The 16,955-nt window shown below is 41.3% G+C and carries 14 protein-coding genes; 1 reads left to right on the top strand and 13 read right to left on the bottom strand.

Annotation, left to right across the window (positions count from 1 at the left end):
• Positions 1-8 precede the first annotated feature (8 nt).
• From H8692_RS01025 to H8692_RS01065, 9 genes are all read right to left on the bottom strand, one after another.
• On the bottom strand, positions 9-812 hold the full coding sequence (locus tag H8692_RS01025; protein ID WP_346727710.1) for a carbon-nitrogen hydrolase family protein: 804 nt from the start codon (positions 810-812) through the stop codon (positions 9-11).
• 14 nt (positions 813-826) lie between these two features.
• Complete coding sequence (locus H8692_RS01030; protein WP_187524795.1) at positions 827-1,468, bottom strand: NUDIX hydrolase; 642 nt, start codon at positions 1,466-1,468, stop codon at positions 827-829.
• The gene (locus tag H8692_RS01035; protein WP_187524796.1) at positions 1,443-2,339 is read right to left on the bottom strand and encodes a DMT family transporter; all 897 of its coding nucleotides are present in this window, start codon (positions 2,337-2,339) and stop codon (positions 1,443-1,445) included. The genes H8692_RS01030 and H8692_RS01035 overlap by 26 nt, the downstream gene beginning before the upstream one ends.
• Positions 2,340-2,405: 66 nt before the next feature.
• Positions 2,406-2,828 carry a hypothetical protein gene (locus tag H8692_RS01040; RefSeq protein WP_177268271.1) on the bottom strand — a complete coding sequence of 141 codons (423 nt, stop codon included), beginning with the start codon at positions 2,826-2,828 and terminating at the stop codon, positions 2,406-2,408.
• Between the two features lie 84 nt (positions 2,829-2,912).
• Complete coding sequence (gene rlmN, locus H8692_RS01045; protein WP_187524797.1) at positions 2,913-3,941, bottom strand: dual-specificity RNA methyltransferase RlmN; 1,029 nt, start codon at positions 3,939-3,941, stop codon at positions 2,913-2,915.
• On the bottom strand, positions 3,938-7,051 hold the full coding sequence (ileS, locus tag H8692_RS01050; protein ID WP_187524798.1) for an isoleucine--tRNA ligase: 3,114 nt from the start codon (positions 7,049-7,051) through the stop codon (positions 3,938-3,940). The genes rlmN and ileS overlap by 4 nt, the downstream gene beginning before the upstream one ends.
• 357 nt (positions 7,052-7,408) lie before the next feature.
• A complete protein-coding gene (locus H8692_RS01055) occupies positions 7,409-7,564 on the bottom strand; it encodes a hypothetical protein (RefSeq protein WP_187524799.1) in 156 nt (51 codons plus the stop codon).
• A 144-nt stretch (positions 7,565-7,708) separates the two neighbouring features.
• Entirely contained in the window at positions 7,709-9,037 is a 1,329-nt protein-coding gene (locus tag H8692_RS01060; protein WP_177269268.1) for an APC family permease, read from the bottom strand.
• A 46-nt stretch (positions 9,038-9,083) separates the two neighbouring features.
• Positions 9,084-9,977: a carbon-nitrogen hydrolase family protein gene (locus H8692_RS01065; protein ID WP_177269266.1), complete on the bottom strand. Its 894-nt coding sequence runs from the start codon at positions 9,975-9,977 to the stop codon at positions 9,084-9,086.
• A gap of 211 nt (positions 9,978-10,188) precedes the next feature.
• Here H8692_RS01065 and H8692_RS01070 point away from each other — a divergent pair, with 211 nt between their 5' ends.
• Positions 10,189-10,851 carry a hypothetical protein gene (locus H8692_RS01070; protein ID WP_187524800.1) on the top strand — a complete coding sequence of 221 codons (663 nt, stop codon included), beginning with the start codon at positions 10,189-10,191 and terminating at the stop codon, positions 10,849-10,851.
• Between the two features lie 71 nt (positions 10,852-10,922).
• Here the strand turns inward: H8692_RS01070 and dapB are convergent, their stop codons facing one another.
• The 4 genes from dapB to H8692_RS01090 form a co-directional block, all read right to left on the bottom strand.
• Positions 10,923-11,687, bottom strand: a complete 765-nt coding sequence (gene dapB, locus H8692_RS01075) for a 4-hydroxy-tetrahydrodipicolinate reductase (RefSeq protein ID WP_177269262.1) — start codon at positions 11,685-11,687, stop codon at positions 10,923-10,925.
• Positions 11,688-11,723: 36 nt separating this feature from the next.
• Positions 11,724-15,122: a transcription-repair coupling factor gene (mfd, locus tag H8692_RS01080; RefSeq protein WP_187524801.1), complete on the bottom strand. Its 3,399-nt coding sequence runs from the start codon at positions 15,120-15,122 to the stop codon at positions 11,724-11,726.
• 134 nt (positions 15,123-15,256) lie between these two features.
• The gene (gene pth, locus H8692_RS01085) at positions 15,257-15,832 is read right to left on the bottom strand and encodes an aminoacyl-tRNA hydrolase (protein WP_177269258.1); all 576 of its coding nucleotides are present in this window, start codon (positions 15,830-15,832) and stop codon (positions 15,257-15,259) included.
• 152 nt (positions 15,833-15,984) lie between these two features.
• Complete coding sequence (locus H8692_RS01090) at positions 15,985-16,935, bottom strand: ribose-phosphate diphosphokinase (protein ID WP_177269256.1); 951 nt, start codon at positions 16,933-16,935, stop codon at positions 15,985-15,987.
• Between the last annotated feature and the right edge of the window lie 20 nt (positions 16,936-16,955).

The raw sequence follows: 16,955 nt of genomic DNA on the forward strand, positions 1-16,955 counted from the left end.
CAGTCCTCCTAATACAGTTCTTCTCTTCTATGTTTCAGCAAAGGCAATTGCTGTCTTACAGACTCAACTGTTTCTATATCCACATCTCCGTATATTATACATTCTCTCTCATCAGCATGAGATATAAACCGTCCCCATGGATCTACGATGCAAGATCCTCCGTATGCCTGATACGGTCCTGCCTCGTCTCTTGCAGGGGAATTTGCTGCAAAGTACACTTGATTGTCAAGAGCCCTTGCTCTCATGGTAATATCCCAGTGAGCGGGTCCTGTTGTAAGATTGAAGGCAGCCGGCAGTATTATCACCTTAGCTCCTGACAGAGCCATTTTTCTGAACCACTCGGGAAATCTAACATCATAACATATCGCTACTCCTATCTTACAATATTCCGTATCTATAACAGTCATATCATGTCCCGCCGTAAGAGTATCAGACTCCATGAATCTTATTCCCCCTTTGACGTCTATGTCAAACAGATGAACTTTTCGGTGCTTTCCTATTATATTGCCTTTTCGGTCAAATGAAAATGATGTATTGAAAACATCTTCTCCGTCAATCTCCGGTATAGACCCTCCTATTAGATATATTCCCAAATCCGAGGCAATACTCGAAAGGAATTCCACGGTCTCCCCGCTTTCCTTCTCCGCATATTTCCGGAAATAATCATTAGAATAAGGACAGTTCCACATTTCCGGAAGAGAAATTATTTCTGCTCCGTTACCTGCAGCCTCCCTTATAAATTTCTCTGCTTTCTGCATACTTTCTTTTTTATTGAAAGACCCTTTCATCTGACACAATCCGAGTTTAAACACACTTGCCTCCAATCTCACGACTCACAAATATCACCGCTTTTTATTGAATCAATAACTCTTTTGGTTATCCTTGCTGTGAGTCCCCATATAACATTTCCGTCTTTTTCTTCATATACGGGAACGGGAGCCCGCCCCTTTCTCCAGCTGTAAGGAGCTCCCTTCGTGACCTTTTCATATGGAAAATCCTCAGGAGGATCCGGTACTACATCGGTCCAATAGATATCAGGCTCATTGTTCATCAACCATTCTATATTCACCAAAAAAGTACTCTCCACCTCAGCCTCGTTAAGTGTCATATTATCGAGAGCTTCAACATCCATCACACCGAGATAACAGTACATAGCAAAATTACTGTAAGTATATATGGTATCAAGCTGACTGATAACCCTAATCTTATCCTGAGGCACCCCTATTTCTTCCCATGTTTCCCGCAGAGCACACTCCTCAGTACTTTCTCCATCTTCCAATTCTCCTCCCGGAAAACATATCTCGCCGGGCTGCCTTTTCATATGTTTCGCCCGCCTCTCATAAAGAAGATGCAAATGTCCGTCTTTTTCCACAACAGGAACCAGTATCGAAAAAAATTTAAAGAATTCTTCGTTACCCGATTCTTTATTTTTAAATATCCTTTCAATATCCGCTATCTTTAAGCTCATTCTCTTTCCTCTGAAATCTTATATTCATATATGATGCAATCAGAATACATCCGATACCTACATACGTGTTCCAAAGTATAGTTTCCTTTAAAAATATCACTGCCATAACCGGAGCTATTGCCGGTTTTATAAAAAATGCCAGCGATCCGGTAGATGCATCTGATGCCTTTATGGCCATAAAGTAGCAGAAATATCCTACTCCCGTTACGAATATCCCCACATACATTACAAGCCATACATTATCAGTTATCCCTTCCGTCACAGGTTTTCCCGTTATAAGTATTATTATAAACAAAACAAGTGAACCTAATATGAAACTTATACTTGTTTGTGCCATTATTCCCATTTTTTCCACGCTTACTTTTCCCGCTACTGTATAAGCACCGAAGAAAACCGCGGCAAGAAGCATATATATTATACCTGTTACTGTATTTCCCTCCTGAACATTCCACGGTTTTATCATAAATACAAGACCGATCAGACCGATTCCCAGAACAATAAATTTATATTTATTGAGTCTTTCGCCTGCAAAAAAATGAGCAAATATCATAGTAAAAAGAGGATTTATGCATATAAGTACCGAAGCTGTAGCTGCATTGGAATTCATTATCCCAAGCTGAAAAAATACCATACTGAGAGGTATCCCCAATATGCCTACTCCTGCCAGTCTCATGAAATCTCTTCCTGTCAGCTTCACACTGTTTTTTTTAAGTTCTGCCACAGCAAAAGGCAGCAATATGAGTCCGCCTATAGCAAATCTCAAAAATGTAAGCTGAAACGGATCAAACTGACTGCCCGCCGCTTTACATGCAACCTCCATGGTTCCAAACAAAAATGCTGTCAATATCACATAAATATATGCTTTTTTCATCAAATTCACGTCCTTAAAAAAGACGGTGTACCCACCGCCTTTTATCTCTTGCTTAACTGCTGCCAATTAATTTAAAATCTCACACCCGTCAAAGTTTACACCTATCATTTCTTCTTTTTCTGCACTTACACTTACCACAAAATCCAGGTCGAATAATTTGGATATGGCCTTGAGTCTGTCTATAAACTCAGGAAGATCACCGAGGGAAACATCAGCATGTTTAAGTATGCTGTCTATGAATATCGTTTCAATATCATGGTCGGAACTGATTATTCCATAGATAAATCCTATGTATTCATCAATATTGGTTATATTCTCATAGTCTTCCATGCATATGACTCTTATGTCGTGTGCCAGTTCGTAATTAAGCCTGTGATTTTTATTAATGAATATTATGCTTCCATTGCTTTTCTCAACGCTGTCATTCGCAATCTGTACCATCTGCCCCGTCTTCCCGCTACCCTTATGTCCTATGAGTAATTTCACCATAATATTACCTCCTCGATATATTGATATAAGCACATTTATTTTAAATACAATTATACACTATGGTGATATATTGAGCAACCATTTTTATTGAGCCTTTCTTCTCAGCTGACCGCATGCTCCTTCTATATCCGCTCCCATTTCTCTGCGCACTGTGGCGGCAATTCCGCTTCGGCGTAGTTTCTCCGCAAGCTCTTCGGCATACTTTCTGCTGCTTCCCGTAAATCCCGTCTCCTTCACTTCATTGAGAGGTATGAGATTTACGTGACAGAGCATATTTTTAAGCTTCCTCTTCATCAGGTCAATGTCATGCAAACTGTCGTTTTCACCTTTTATAAGGGCATATTCAAAGGTAACCCGCCTTCCTGTCTTTTTTCCGTAATCATCGGCTGCCTGAAGAAGCTCGTCTACCGGGTACCGGCTGTTTACAGGCATTATGACACTTCTACCCTCATCATCCAGTCTGTGAAGTGATATAGCCAAATTTACCTGCGGAAAATCGTCTGCAAACCTCTCTATGGCAGGGATTATACCGCTTGTAGACACCGTTATATTCCTATAACTGAGATTTTTGCCATCGGGATCATGAAGAAGCTCAAGAAATCTGCTGAGGTTTTCATAATTATCAAAAGGCTCCCCCATTCCCATAACTACTATATGATTTATACTTTCGCCTGTTTCTTTCTCTGCTGCAAATATCTGATCCAGCATTTCTCCTGCCGTAAGATTCCTGACAAATCCGCCGAGAGCTGATGCACAGAATCTGCATCCCATTTTACAGCCCACCTGGGAAGATACACACAACGAGTTTCCGTATTTATATTTCATAAATACTCCTTCAACAGCATTGCCGTCTTCAAGACCAAACAGAAATTTTCTTGTCCCGTCCGTTTTGTCGTGTTGCACCTCAAGTACATCAAGCTGCCCTATATATGCCGTTTTCTTCAGCTTTTCTCTCAGCTTCAGAGAAAAATCAGTCATATCATCAAAATTCTTAATTCCGCTGTATATCCATTTAAAAAGCTGCTTACCACGAAAGGGGGCTTCACCCGCCCCCTTCATAAAATCTTTTAATTCACTTGCAGTAAGCCCCATAAGGTTTACTTTTTCCATCATACCTTCTCCACGCCGAGGCCTGTCTTGTATCCATTAATATCGAAAGTATCAAGACCAGTCTTATCTTCTATGGAAACTGCCAGAGTTTCATTCATTATATAGTCTTTATACGATTCAACCGCAGCCTTAACTTCATCATCAGCCTCAACATAAATCTTTATATTATCCATCATCTCATAATCATTCTGCTTTCTCAGCTGCTGTATTTTGGATACGATTTCTCTGGCAAGGCCTTCCTCTGCCAGTTCAGGGGTTACAGTAGTGTCAAGTATTGTAAATACATTGTTTTCCATAGCCACTGCAAATCCGTCTTTTGCGGAAATCTTTACGTCTACCATTTCATCGGTGATTTCAACATTTTCTCCACCGATTTCCATGACTATCTTTCCGTCAACTTCAAGCTTTGCCACAACATCTGCTGCATCAGCCTTGGCAAGAGCTCCGCCAAAGGCTTTTATATTCTTGCCTAAAACAGGTCCTGCCACTTTGAAATTAGGCTTGAGAGCATAATTCATATACTCATCCAGCTTGTTTTCAAAAATAACTTTCTTGACATTCAGCTCTTCCATGATGAGCGGTGTCAGATCCTCTATTACAGCCTGATACTTGCCGTCTACGAGAATTTCGGAAAGAGGCTGTCTAACCTTTATTCTTTCTTTTTCTCTCGTTCCTCTTCCAAGGCCTACCAAAGTTCTCACAAGATCCATTCTTTCCTCTACCTTGTTGTCTATGAGAGATTCATCAGCCTTAGGAAAATATGCCAGATGTACTGACTCTTCTCCCGTAAGATTGATATAAATCTCATCTGCTATAAACGGTGCGAACGGAGCTATCATTTTAGATATGCCGACAAGGACTTCATATGTTGTAGCATATACCGACTTCTTATCCTCATCCAGTTCCTCTGCCCAGAATCTTCTTCTGGCTCTTCTGATATACCAGTTGGAAAGGTCTTCGTTGACGAATTCCTGTATCTTTCTCACAGATTTCATATGGTCGTATCTGTCCATATCTTCCGTAACTTCTTTTATCAGGTTATTGTATTTTGATATTATCCATCTGTCCAGCTCAGGTCTCTTATCATATGCCACTTCAAGTAAAGCAGGATCGAGATTATCTTGATTGGAATAAAGTGCGAAGAAGTTATATACATTCTTCAAAGTACCGAAGAATTTGCTCACGATCTCGATAAGACCGTCTTCATCAAACTTTGTAGGTGACCATGCCGGCGATACGTGAAGCAGATACCATCTTGTGGCGTCTGCACCGTACTTATCAAAGAGCTGGAACGGGTCTACAGTATTGCCCTTGGATTTACTCATTTTCTTGCCGTTTTTATCAAGAATCAGGTCGTTTACCAGAACATTCTTGTACGGAGCCTTGCCCTTGATAAATGTGGAAATTGCCATCAGTGAGTAGAACCATCCCCTCGTCTGATCTATACCTTCACAGATAAAGTCAGCCGGGAACATTTCCTCGTCAAATTTTTCGCTGTTTTCAAACGGATAGTGCTGCTGTGCAAACGGCATCGCTCCGCTGTCAAACCAGCAGTCCATTACTTCAGGTATTCTCGTCATCGGCTTACCGCATTCAGGACATGTAAGATGTACATCATCCACGTACGGTCTGTGAAGCTCAATGTCTTCAGTGATATTTTCCTGTGCTTTTTCCACCAATTCAGCTCTGCTGCCGATACACTCCAGATGTCCGCATTCGCATCTCCAGATAGGTATAGGCGTACCCCAGTATCTGTTTCTGGAAATTGCCCAGTCGTTTACATTTTCAAGCCAGTTTCCGAATCTCTTTTCGCCTACGAAATCAGGAAACCAGTTTACTGTATTATTGTTTGCAACAAGCTGATCCTTAAGCTTGGTCATCTCAATATACCAGCTTGGCTTAGCATAGTATACAAGCGGCGTACCGCATCTCCAGCAGTGAGGGTAATTATGCTCCATTTTTTCCTTTGCGAAAATCTTGTCCTCTGCTGCCAGCCACTTGATTATATCTATATCCAGACCTTCTTCCATTACGAATCTGCCTGCCCACGGCGTATCGGTATACTTACCCTGCTCATCAACAGGATTTACGACAGGAAGATCATATCTTCTGCCTGTGTTATAGTCATCCTCACCGAATGCAGGTGCCGTGTGTACAATTCCTGTACCATCTTCTATTGTTACGTAATCTGCACAGGTAACAAAGAATGCTTTCTTGTCAGGTTTGATGAAAGGCATAAGCTGTTCGTATTCTATATACTCGAGATCCTTGCCCTTCATCTCTTCTATGATTTCATAGTTATCAGCTCCCAGAACCTTGTCTGCCAGAACCTTTGCCGCATAAAATACTTTGCCTTTTTCATCGCCTGCAGTCATCTTGACTTTAACGTAATCAACGTCAGGACCTACTGTCAGCGAAACATTGGACGCTAAAGTCCATGGAGTTGTAGTCCATGCAAGGAAATATTCATCAGCATCTTTTCTCTTAAACTTTGCAGTTATGGTATTTACTTTAACTTCTTTATACCCTTGTGCTACTTCATGGGAAGCGAGGCCTGTCCCACATCTCGGACAGTATGGGAGAATCTTGTGCCCCTCATATACTAAACCAGCTTTGAAAAATTCCTTGATTATCCACCAGCCTGTTTCTATATAATTGTTATCAAGCGTAATATAAGGATTATCAAGGTCTATGAGATATCCCATTCTTTTAGTCATTTCTCTCCACATACTTTCATATGTGAATACCGATTCCTTACATTTCTCGTTGAACTCTTTTATTCCGTATTTTTCTATATCTTGTTTACCGCTCATGTTGAGCTGCTTTTCCACTTCAATTTCAACAGGAAGTCCGTGAGTATCCCATCCCGCCTTACGCTTTACGGCATAACCCTGCATAGTCTTGTATCTACACACCGAGTCTTTCAGAGTTCTTGCTATAACGTGGTGTATTCCCGGTCTGCCGTTGGCTGTAGGAGGGCCCTCATAAAATATGAAAGATTCATTTCCTTCTCTTGTACTTACACATCTGTGAAGCAAATCTTCTTTTTCCCATTTTTCAGCCTGCTCTATCTGATGCTGAGCTATAGGCTTTTCCGATAAGCTTTTGATCATCTTATATCTTCCTTTCGATTGTTTGCCTGCAAAAAACAGGCATATAGGTTATACCCTTCAGTATTTCAATTGATTTTAAGTCTTAAATTCCACTTAACCTGCCTTTTTGTCCGAAGAGCTTTAGGCGATTCGCTGACAAAACGGACAGCGCAGCAGCATAGCTGCGTAGGATACGTTGCGCGCCAAAACAAGTTTTGGGCAGGTCCATTCACTGAAAAATCGCCACGCGCTGAAGCGCTGTGATTTCTGTGTTTGGGCCGCACGCTAAATCGTAGATTTAGGCTGCTCATAAAAAAACGTCCCTAACTAATGTTAGGGACGATAATAAACCGCGGTACCACCCTAGTTACGGGACTATCATCCCATCTCTCTTAAAGTGTTAGACTCCGAAGTGATTTTCACTATCCGCTTCACCGATGCACTCTCAGCTTTCGCACATCTCTCTGTAAGGATATTAGGCAGAGCTACTGTCTTCATCACAGCCTTGCTATTCTCTTTTTGTACTCTTGTCATTTTATATTGCATACACTGTAAAGTCAAGAGAGTTTACCATGAAAGCGATATTTTCAGATTGCAAACTTATTTTTTCTGATACTCCTTCAAAGAAATTTTAATTCCCCGCGCTTTTGACTGTAAAGCTACTTGCTCTTTCAAACCTCAGTCGTCGATTCCCAGTTCCGGCGGCTCTTGCTTCAATCCCTTGGTCAAAACCAACAGATAAATAATTCCTGCCACTGTCCATGCGCAGCCCAGAATAATGGCAAATCTATCCAGATGCGCCAGAAGATACAGGCAGAGAAGAGCACCAAGTATTGGGAAAATCAGGTATAAAACCACGCCCTTCGCCGACCGCTCCTTCTGTTTAACGAAATACTGCGCAATTACAGAAAGATTCACAAAGAAGAATGCAACGAAACCGCCGAAATTGATATATGCCGTCGCTTTGGTCACGTCAAGAAAAATTGCAACCAACGCTATCGCGCCGATAAGGAAAATGGCATTCATCGGCGTCTTTCGTGCCTGGTGCAATTTGCCGAAAAGCTTCTTCGGAAGCACGCCATCCCTGCCCATGGCATATAAAAGACGTGCGCCGCTGGCCTGCGCCGACAGGCCAGCCGCAAACTGACCTACGATCGTGCCGATAAGGAAGATTGCACCGAAGATAGAAGGGGCGACCTGCTTAGCAATCTCATATGCAGCATTGTCAGGGTTCGCATAATCATAAGACGGATGCACCAGATGCGTGAAATAAGTCACAACCAGGAAGATCGCACCGCACGCAAGCAGCGTAAGGATGATTGCCCTGGGAATGTTCTTTGTCGGATTAATGGCATCTTCTGTAAATGTCGTCAAAGCGTCAAATCCCAAGAAACAGTAGCACGCAGCTGCCGCTCCGGCCACGGTATAGCTAAAATCAATATCAGGATTATAAAAAGGAGAGAAAGACGCCAGTGTGCCTTCGCCCATGCCTTCCGTAATCGCTTTGATGGTAAAGATCAGGAATGCGACAATGATGCCCACCTGAATCGCAACCATGACGAAATTAATCTTGCTTCCGACCTCAGCACCAATAAAATTAATCAGTGATGTGATGACGATAAAGCCGATCAGCCATACCCACGAAGGGACTGCCGGAACAGCCGCACTCAGATAGGACGCTCCAATCAGCCAAATTGCCATCGGAAAGAAAACATATCCTAAAAGCACAATCCAGCCGGCAAGCACACCCAGTTTAGAATTGATAGCCTTTCTCGTATATGTATAAGTTGACCCGGCCGTCGGATACGCCTTAGCCATATGCCCATAACTTAGCGCCGTAAACAACATGGCAACAACAGCAAAACAAATCGAACCCGATTCAACGCCGTGAGATGATGTCGCAATAACCCCATATATGGTATATGCGATCATCGGTGTAAGAAAAGCCACGCCGAAAATGACGAGATGATGCAACTTCATAGTACGTTTTAACGTATTATCATTCATGTTAATTTCCTCCTTTTAGATGCTATCGAGAATCGCCGGCACATTCCTATAAAAACTTCTTATAAAGCTGCGGTCTGTAATCCGGTTCACCTGTGATTTCCTTATCGACAAACAGACGCCTTGTGGCCAGCGAAAGGTCTATGGTCTCCATGTGAATACCCTCCTGCACATTGTCCTTATTGCCTGCATAATAATGCAGATTCGTCTCGTAAAACGGTGTAATCTTCGGTCCTATAATACAGCTTCCGCCGCCGAAATAATCCACTATATCGGTTCCTGTAAGATTAGCGCTTGCCACATATATGGTATTGCACAGTACTCCGTACTCAAGAGTAGGCGCATAATAATCTATGAACGCCTGTCTGCTGCCTTCCTTAGGAATCTCTTCAATAACGGCGGTAGGGTTCAGATATAATCTTGAACCTTTATATACGTAATGCCTCATAAGTTCAGGGAACTGATACGTATCGAAGCATATTCCCACAGAGATAGGTCCCCACGGAGTATCAAACATAAATGGCTTGTCTCCCTTCGCGCACCAAATACTTTCTGTTTCAAATGGATGCATTTTCTGATATGCTCCGATAACACCCTCAGGTCCTATGGCCACCGCTGAATTGTAAAGGGTAGCGTCATCTGAATCTTTTAATTTTTCAGCCATCCCAAAGACAACATAAACTCCGTATTTTTCAGTTATCTCTGCAATCCTGCTGCATGACGGCCCGTCAATAGTTTCAGCCGATCGTATTTTGTCCTCCTGAGAAACAGTCTCGTCTACATAATAATCATATCCATAAAGACACATTTCCGGGAACAGGATTAGGTCAGCTCCTCGCTTTGCCGCAGCCTCAGTGAATCCGCACATACGTGACAAATTGCTTTCCTTGTCAGCCGCGTCAACTTTAAAATTCACTACGGCAACCGTGATAATATCTTTCATAATATCTCGCCTCTTTTCATCAAGTGATAAAATATCACATACTATAATGTTCACCGTTATTTTATTCACAATATAGGGTTAAGTCAACCTTTTATTTATCTATTTTCGAGATAATATTAAATACTGAAATTTCGAATTTTTCTTGCATTTATAAATGTTATCTGGTAAACTTTTCACAACGATATTCCCCCAGTGATTGAGGAGGTTATTTATGAGAAGGAGATTTAGATATCCTGCAGTTCTTGCAGTGCTTATCATCGCGCTGTCAATATCAGCATGCGGTGATAAGAGTGAAGAGACCGGAAATGATTCTGATAAAGCTTGGGCTGACCGATATGTCGCTCTGATTCAATCAGGAGAAGCAAGAGATTATGAAGATTATGACAACATGAAAAAAGAGCTTGACAGAGTAAAAGAAGAATCCGGTGCCACTTATGCATATATACTCTCACCTATGGCTAACGGCAAGCCTGCGCTGGACGGTGATCCGTCAAAAGATTTCGCCATCACTGTAGATGCAGGAGATGAGCCTGATGACTGGGGAGTCACATATGAATGGGAAATCCAATTCAAAGAAGCTTGGGACGGTGACCCTGCAACCGCCAGATCTGCATGGGATGACAGTGAAGAACTCCAGTGCTGGTCCGCATTTGCTCCCGTATATGACAGTGAAGACAATGTAGTATGTATATTGGGTATAGATTATCCTTGTACTGATGTAATAGCTGACTATCCTGAATGGAACAGAGATCATCCTGAATGGAACGGTTATGAGACAGAAATCACAGGAGAAATTCCGGCAGCTGTACAAACTCAAATAAATGAAGTAAAAACCTTAGCAGATAAATATGCTAAAGAATTAAGCGCAAAATAGATTTGCTTACAACATCGCAAAAGAAACGGCACACCGAATAGCTGATCCCGGTGTGCCGTTTCTTTTTTGCTTTATATCTTATTATCTTCAATTACATCTTCCATAGTGTAAAGCCCAGCTCTTTTTCCTTTCATGAAAAGTACGGCATCACATGCGCCCGAAGCATAGCATCTCCAATCATAAGCATCATGAGATATCTCCATTTTTTCTCCCATACAGCCAAACACGACCCTGTGGCTGCTGGGAGTATTCCCCGCTCTCACAGAATGAATCTCTATATCTTCATAATTTTTGTCAGGAGAATGTTCTGATATTTCTTCTGCTATCTCTACAGCAGTACCGCTGGGCGCGTCTTTCTTAGTCTCACTGTGCATCTCAATTATCTCTATTTTACACTTATTCCCCAGTTTCTCGGCTGCTTCCCCCAATAGCTTTTTCATTACATTAACTACGTAAGAAGTATTGGCAGCCTTCATCATAGGTATTACATCGGCTGCTTCAGTCATCTTTTTATCCTGTTCACAGCTGAATCCTGTCGTTCCACAGATAAAAGTTTTTTCATGTCTGATACAGCTTTCAAGTATTCTAACAGAAAGCTCAACTGTGGAAAAATCCACCACCATATCACATTTTTCTATGATCTCGTCTATATCATCGTATACTAAAGCGCCTATTTCAAATCCTACTCCTGATACTATTCCTACATCTTTGCCTATATAATCACGCCCCGGAGCCCCTACTGCACCTATAATCTGTATATTTTTCCTTTTATATGCCTCCTGCGCTATAAGTCTGGCCATATTTCCTCTCGGCGCCGTAATAACTATCTTTACCATCAAAACCAACCTTTCATATATTTGCTATATCAGCTGTCAATTTAATTTTTTTCCGCCAACTGCAGTCTGAAGAAATTGTTCTATAGCTTTCACAGGCTCTTCCTTATGGATTGTAAGCCTGATGAATGGCTCTTTTCCCCCATTTATCATCATCTTCCCTCCATATCGGGATACAAGTCCTGACATAATAGTTTCAGTAAGTTTCACATTCTCCCACAGTTTAAAAATTATCTTTGGCCCCTGCTGCACGATCTCCCTGACCCCCAGCTTTCCCGCCATTGCTCTTATCTTGGAAATCTTTACAAGATTCATAGTATCTTTAGGAATATCTCCGAATCTGTCCAGAAGCTCATCTATTATTTCTGCTTCATCTTCATCATTTTCTATCATAGCTATTTTCTTATACATCTGAAGCCTGAGAACTTCATTTTCTATGTATCTTTTTGGTATAACGGCCGGGATGGAAAGGCTGAATGCTGTCTCTTCGGCAGAAGGTATAACCTCCTTACCCTTTGCAATATCAACAGCCTCCTCCAGCATCTTACAGTAAAGTTCGTATCCTATATTTATCATATGTCCGGACTGCTCCGTCCCCAGTATATTTCCTGCACCTCTTAACTCCAGATCTTTCATTGCTATTTTAAACCCTGATCCAAACTCTGTAAATTCCTTTATAGCTCTCAGTCTTTTTTCTGCTATTTCACTAAGATTCTTATCTTTGGTATACATCAGATATGCGTAAGCCATCCTGCCTGAACGTCCGACTCTTCCTCTCAGCTGGTGAAGCTGCGCCAATCCAAACCGATCTGCATCTAAAACTATCATAGTATTTACATTAGGTATATCCATACCGGACTCTATTATAGTTGTCGCTACAAGCACATTATACTCACCTTCTGAAAAATCCATGATGATATTTTCCAGCATATTTTCACGCATTTTTCCGTGTCCGACTACTACCGATGCATCAGGCACCAAATTCTCTATTTCATTTGCCACTCTGTTTATGGACTCAACACGGTTATACAGTACATATACCTGTCCTCCACGAGCCAGTTCTTTTTCTATGGCATCGCGTATTACAAAACCATCCTGCTCCATAACATAAGTCTGAACAGGATATCTATCTTCCGGCGGTTCTTCAAGAATGCTCATGTCTTTAACTCCTGAAAGCGACATATGCAAAGTTCTCGGTATGGGAGTAGCAGAAAGAGTCAGCACGTCTACATTTGTTTTAAGCTGTTTCAGCTTTTCTTTATGTTTCACGCCAAATCTTTGCTCCTCATCTATAACAAGAAGTCCCAGATCATTAAACTTAATATCTTCAGATAAAACTCTGTGGGTACCTATTATTAAATCTATGGTTCCACTTTCTAAGCCCTCAGCTATATGTTTCTGCTGAGCAGGATTTCTGAACCTCGACAGCATTTCTACTTTGAAAGGGAACTTTTCAAATCTGTCTTTCAGCGTATAATAATGCTGATTAGCAAGCAATGTGGTAGGAACAAGTACAGCAGCTTGCTTTCCGTCCGCTACACATTTAAAAAGAGCTCTTGCTGCAACTTCAGTCTTACCAAAACCGACATCGCCGCATAAAAGTCTGTCCATAGGGCTCTCGTTTTCCATGTCACTCTTTATTTCCCTTACACACCTGAGCTGATCATCTGTTTCTGTATAAGGAAAACTTCCTTCAAACTCCTGCTGCCACACAGTATCAGGAGAAAAAGCATGCCCTTTCTCATTCATCCTTGCTGCAGATATCCTTATCAGCTCATCAGCCATATCATCTATAGCCTTGCGCGCTTTTGCCTTGGTCTGTTTCCACTCGCTTCCTGACAGCTTATTCAACCTTGGCGTGATACCGTCTCCGCCTACATATTTCTGAAGCATTCCCAACTGATCAACAGGAATATAAAGTGAATCTTCTCCGGCATATTTAACTTTAAGATAATCTTTTTTGACGCCTTGAACTACTAACTGTTCTATTCCTATAAACTTACCTATACCGTGACTTTCATGAACCACATAATCACCCGTCTGTACATCGGCAAAATTCTTTATTTGAGTTCCCGCATTTTTCTTCTTCTTTTTTCTGGTCCTTCGACTTCCCCCGAATATATCGCCTTCCCATATATAACATAATTTCTTTTCGCCAAATTCCATGCCTGCAGTCAAAGTTCCTTTTGTCACAGACACTTTGCCCAGCAGATTTTCTCTTGTGAGAAATTCATTCATATTTTTAAGGCGTTCATCGCTGCTGCATACTATAGTGACTTTGAATCCACGCCTTACATAACTGCTAAGCTCCCCTTTAAGAACATCCATCCTTCCGTTAAAAACCGGTGCCTGTCTGCACTCAACATTTATCAGCTTAGTGAGAAACGGAGCATTTTTTATGGTACTGGCAAAAGGAGTAAAAATATATCCATCCTTTTCATACAAACGAAAATAATCCTGCTGTCCCGGCAGTTCCTTAAAATCTTCTCCTATACCTCTGCCGGAAGCAAGAATAGCATCTATGTCATCTGCTCTTTCCCGTTCATATACCTCCAGCGTTTCCAATATCCTTGCAGGATCATCTATAAAAATATGAGGGTTCTTCATATAATCCCATATATACACAGTTTCATCATAAAAATAATTGATGAATTTTTCCATATACTGTAAGTTAATCATGCTTTCTGCATATTCAAGAAGCTGTGCTTTTCTCTGTTTCAGATTATGAACCGTTTCACTGTTTCCTTCTTTTTTTTCAAGTGCTTTTATACGCTTATCGTAAGCTGCCGTTATCTTACTTCCTGCATGCTCAAATATCCCATGATCCTTGATAATCTGTGAACATTGATATATCGTCACAGAATTCAAATTTTCTACAGAACGCTGAGTATCTATATCAAAAGTCCTAATGGAATCAACTTCTGTATCAAAGAGTTCAATTCTGTACGGATTATCATTATCAGGAGTAAATATGTCTATGATTCCGCCTCTCACGCTAAATTCACCACATGCCTCTATCATAGACACCCGCTCATACCCCATGACTGTAAGCCTTTCTTTGATATAATCCATATCTACATCGCTTCCAAGCTCCATTTGCAGCACATTATCCTGAAATATTTCTTTAGGCGGAAGTTTCTTTATTGCTCCGGTAACCGGAGCAATTACCGCGCAATCCTCGCCTGATGTCACTGCTCTGAGAACTCTCATTCGCTGAAGCAACTCGTCATTACTTTTTGCCTCATACTGTATAAATGTTTCTTCTTCCTGAGGCAATACATATATATTACGGGTACTAAAAAAAGAAAGGTCTGTTGCCAATCGTTTCGCCCTATTAAAAGTTGAAACTACAATCAAGCTCTGACCCTTTTTTTCATTGATAATATCTGAGATTATCGGCGCTATTCGCCCTTCTGCAGCGCCTGTTATGTTAATCATTCCTTTTTTCGTCGTCACTCGCGCCCTTTCATATGTTGGCCGACACAGTCGGTATTTTAAGTTGCACACCTATAATGTTTATATATCTGACCAGCTCAGTCTTATACTGATCTTTCAGCTTATCTTTCTGTATATTATTCTAATTTGTTTGATCTTATATTGTATTCGTTCATAGCTTTATCTATTCCCTTTTCAAGAATACATATTACTGCATCCGCAGCCCTGTCAACTGCCCCAGCTATGGTACCTTTTTCCTGGCTTGCCACTTTACCAATAACAAAATCCTTCCAATCAAGCAGCCCGCTTTTCCCTATTCCTATTCTGAGTCTGGGAAATTCACCTGATCCCAAATGGCCAATAACAGACTTCATTCCGTTATGACTCCCTGCGCTTCCTTTTTTTCTTATTCTTATAGCCCCTGTTTCCAGATCAAAATCATCATATATGACGATCAAATCGCTCATATTCACTCCATAGTAATCGACAATTTCTCGGAGAGATACACCGCTCAGGTTCATATATGTCTGAGGCTTCACTAAAAGGGCTTTATGGCCAGAGATCATTCCATCTCCGACCAAAGCCTTATGTTTGATTTTATTTACTTTTATCCCGGTCTTTTCGGCTATCCGGTCTACGACGAGAAATCCCATGTTATGACGAGTATTTTCATATTTCTTGCCGGGATTCCCCAATCCTGCGATAACAAACATTCCCGCCCGTTCCTTTCATATATTCGATCATCTAAATTATACCCCTGTAACATCATTTGATCAATGCCGGCGGCTATTCAAAACTACCCCTGCATTGCCGCATACATTTGGCCGCTCAACGGCGGCCATTGATATCACATTATAGATCTTTCTTAATCAAAAAGTTTACTGATAGACCCATTTGTAAAGACTCTTGTCATAGCTTCAGCAAACAGAGGAGCTACTGAAAGTATTTTCATCTTTTCTATCTTCTTTTCTTCCGGAACCGGAATAGTATTGAGAAGTACAAGTTCTTCTATAGCTGAATTCTCTATTCTCTCAATGGCCGGACCTGAGAGAACAGCATGAGTGGAACATGCTCTGACGCTTATTGCTCCCATCTCTTTAAGAGCGTTTGCCGCATTTGTTATAGTACCGGCAGTATCAATCATATCATCCACCAGAATACAGTTTTTACCTTCTATATCTCCGATGATATTCATGATTTCACTCTTATTAGGTTCAGGTCTTCTTTTATCTACTATAGCTATAGGCGCGTTAAGAGGCTGCGCCATATTTCTTGCTCTTGTAACGCTTCCGTGGTCAGGAGAAACTATTACCACATCATCAAGACTCTGCTCCATAAAATATTTTGCCAATATAGGCATACCGATCAGATGATCTACCGGAATATCAAAATATCCCTGTATTTGAGCAGCATGAAGATCCATTGTAAGAACTCTGTCAGCTCCTGCCGCAACAAGAAGATTTGCCACAAGCTTAGCTGTGATAGGATCTCTTGCTTTAGCTTTTCTGTCCTGTCTGGCATAACCATAGTAAGGGATTATTGCATTTATCCTTCCGGCTGACGCTCTTTTCATGGCATCTATCATTATCAGCAGCTCCATGAGATTATCATTTACCGGATCACATGTTGACTGCACTATGTAACAATCTACTCCTCTTACTGTCTCCCACAGATTCACCGATATCTCTCCATCGCTGAATTTATTTACAGTAGCTCTTCCGAGAGGTTTACCCATTATGGACGCGATCTCTTCCGCAAGCTCCAAATGAGAATTGCCTGCAAATACCTTGTAGTTTGAAAATGCGCTGTTTTTCATTTGTTTCTCCTACCTCTACT

This window comes from Lentihominibacter hominis, assembly GCF_014385065.1.
GTDB classification, from domain to species: domain Bacteria; phylum Bacillota; class Clostridia; order Peptostreptococcales; family Anaerovoracaceae; genus Lentihominibacter; species Lentihominibacter hominis.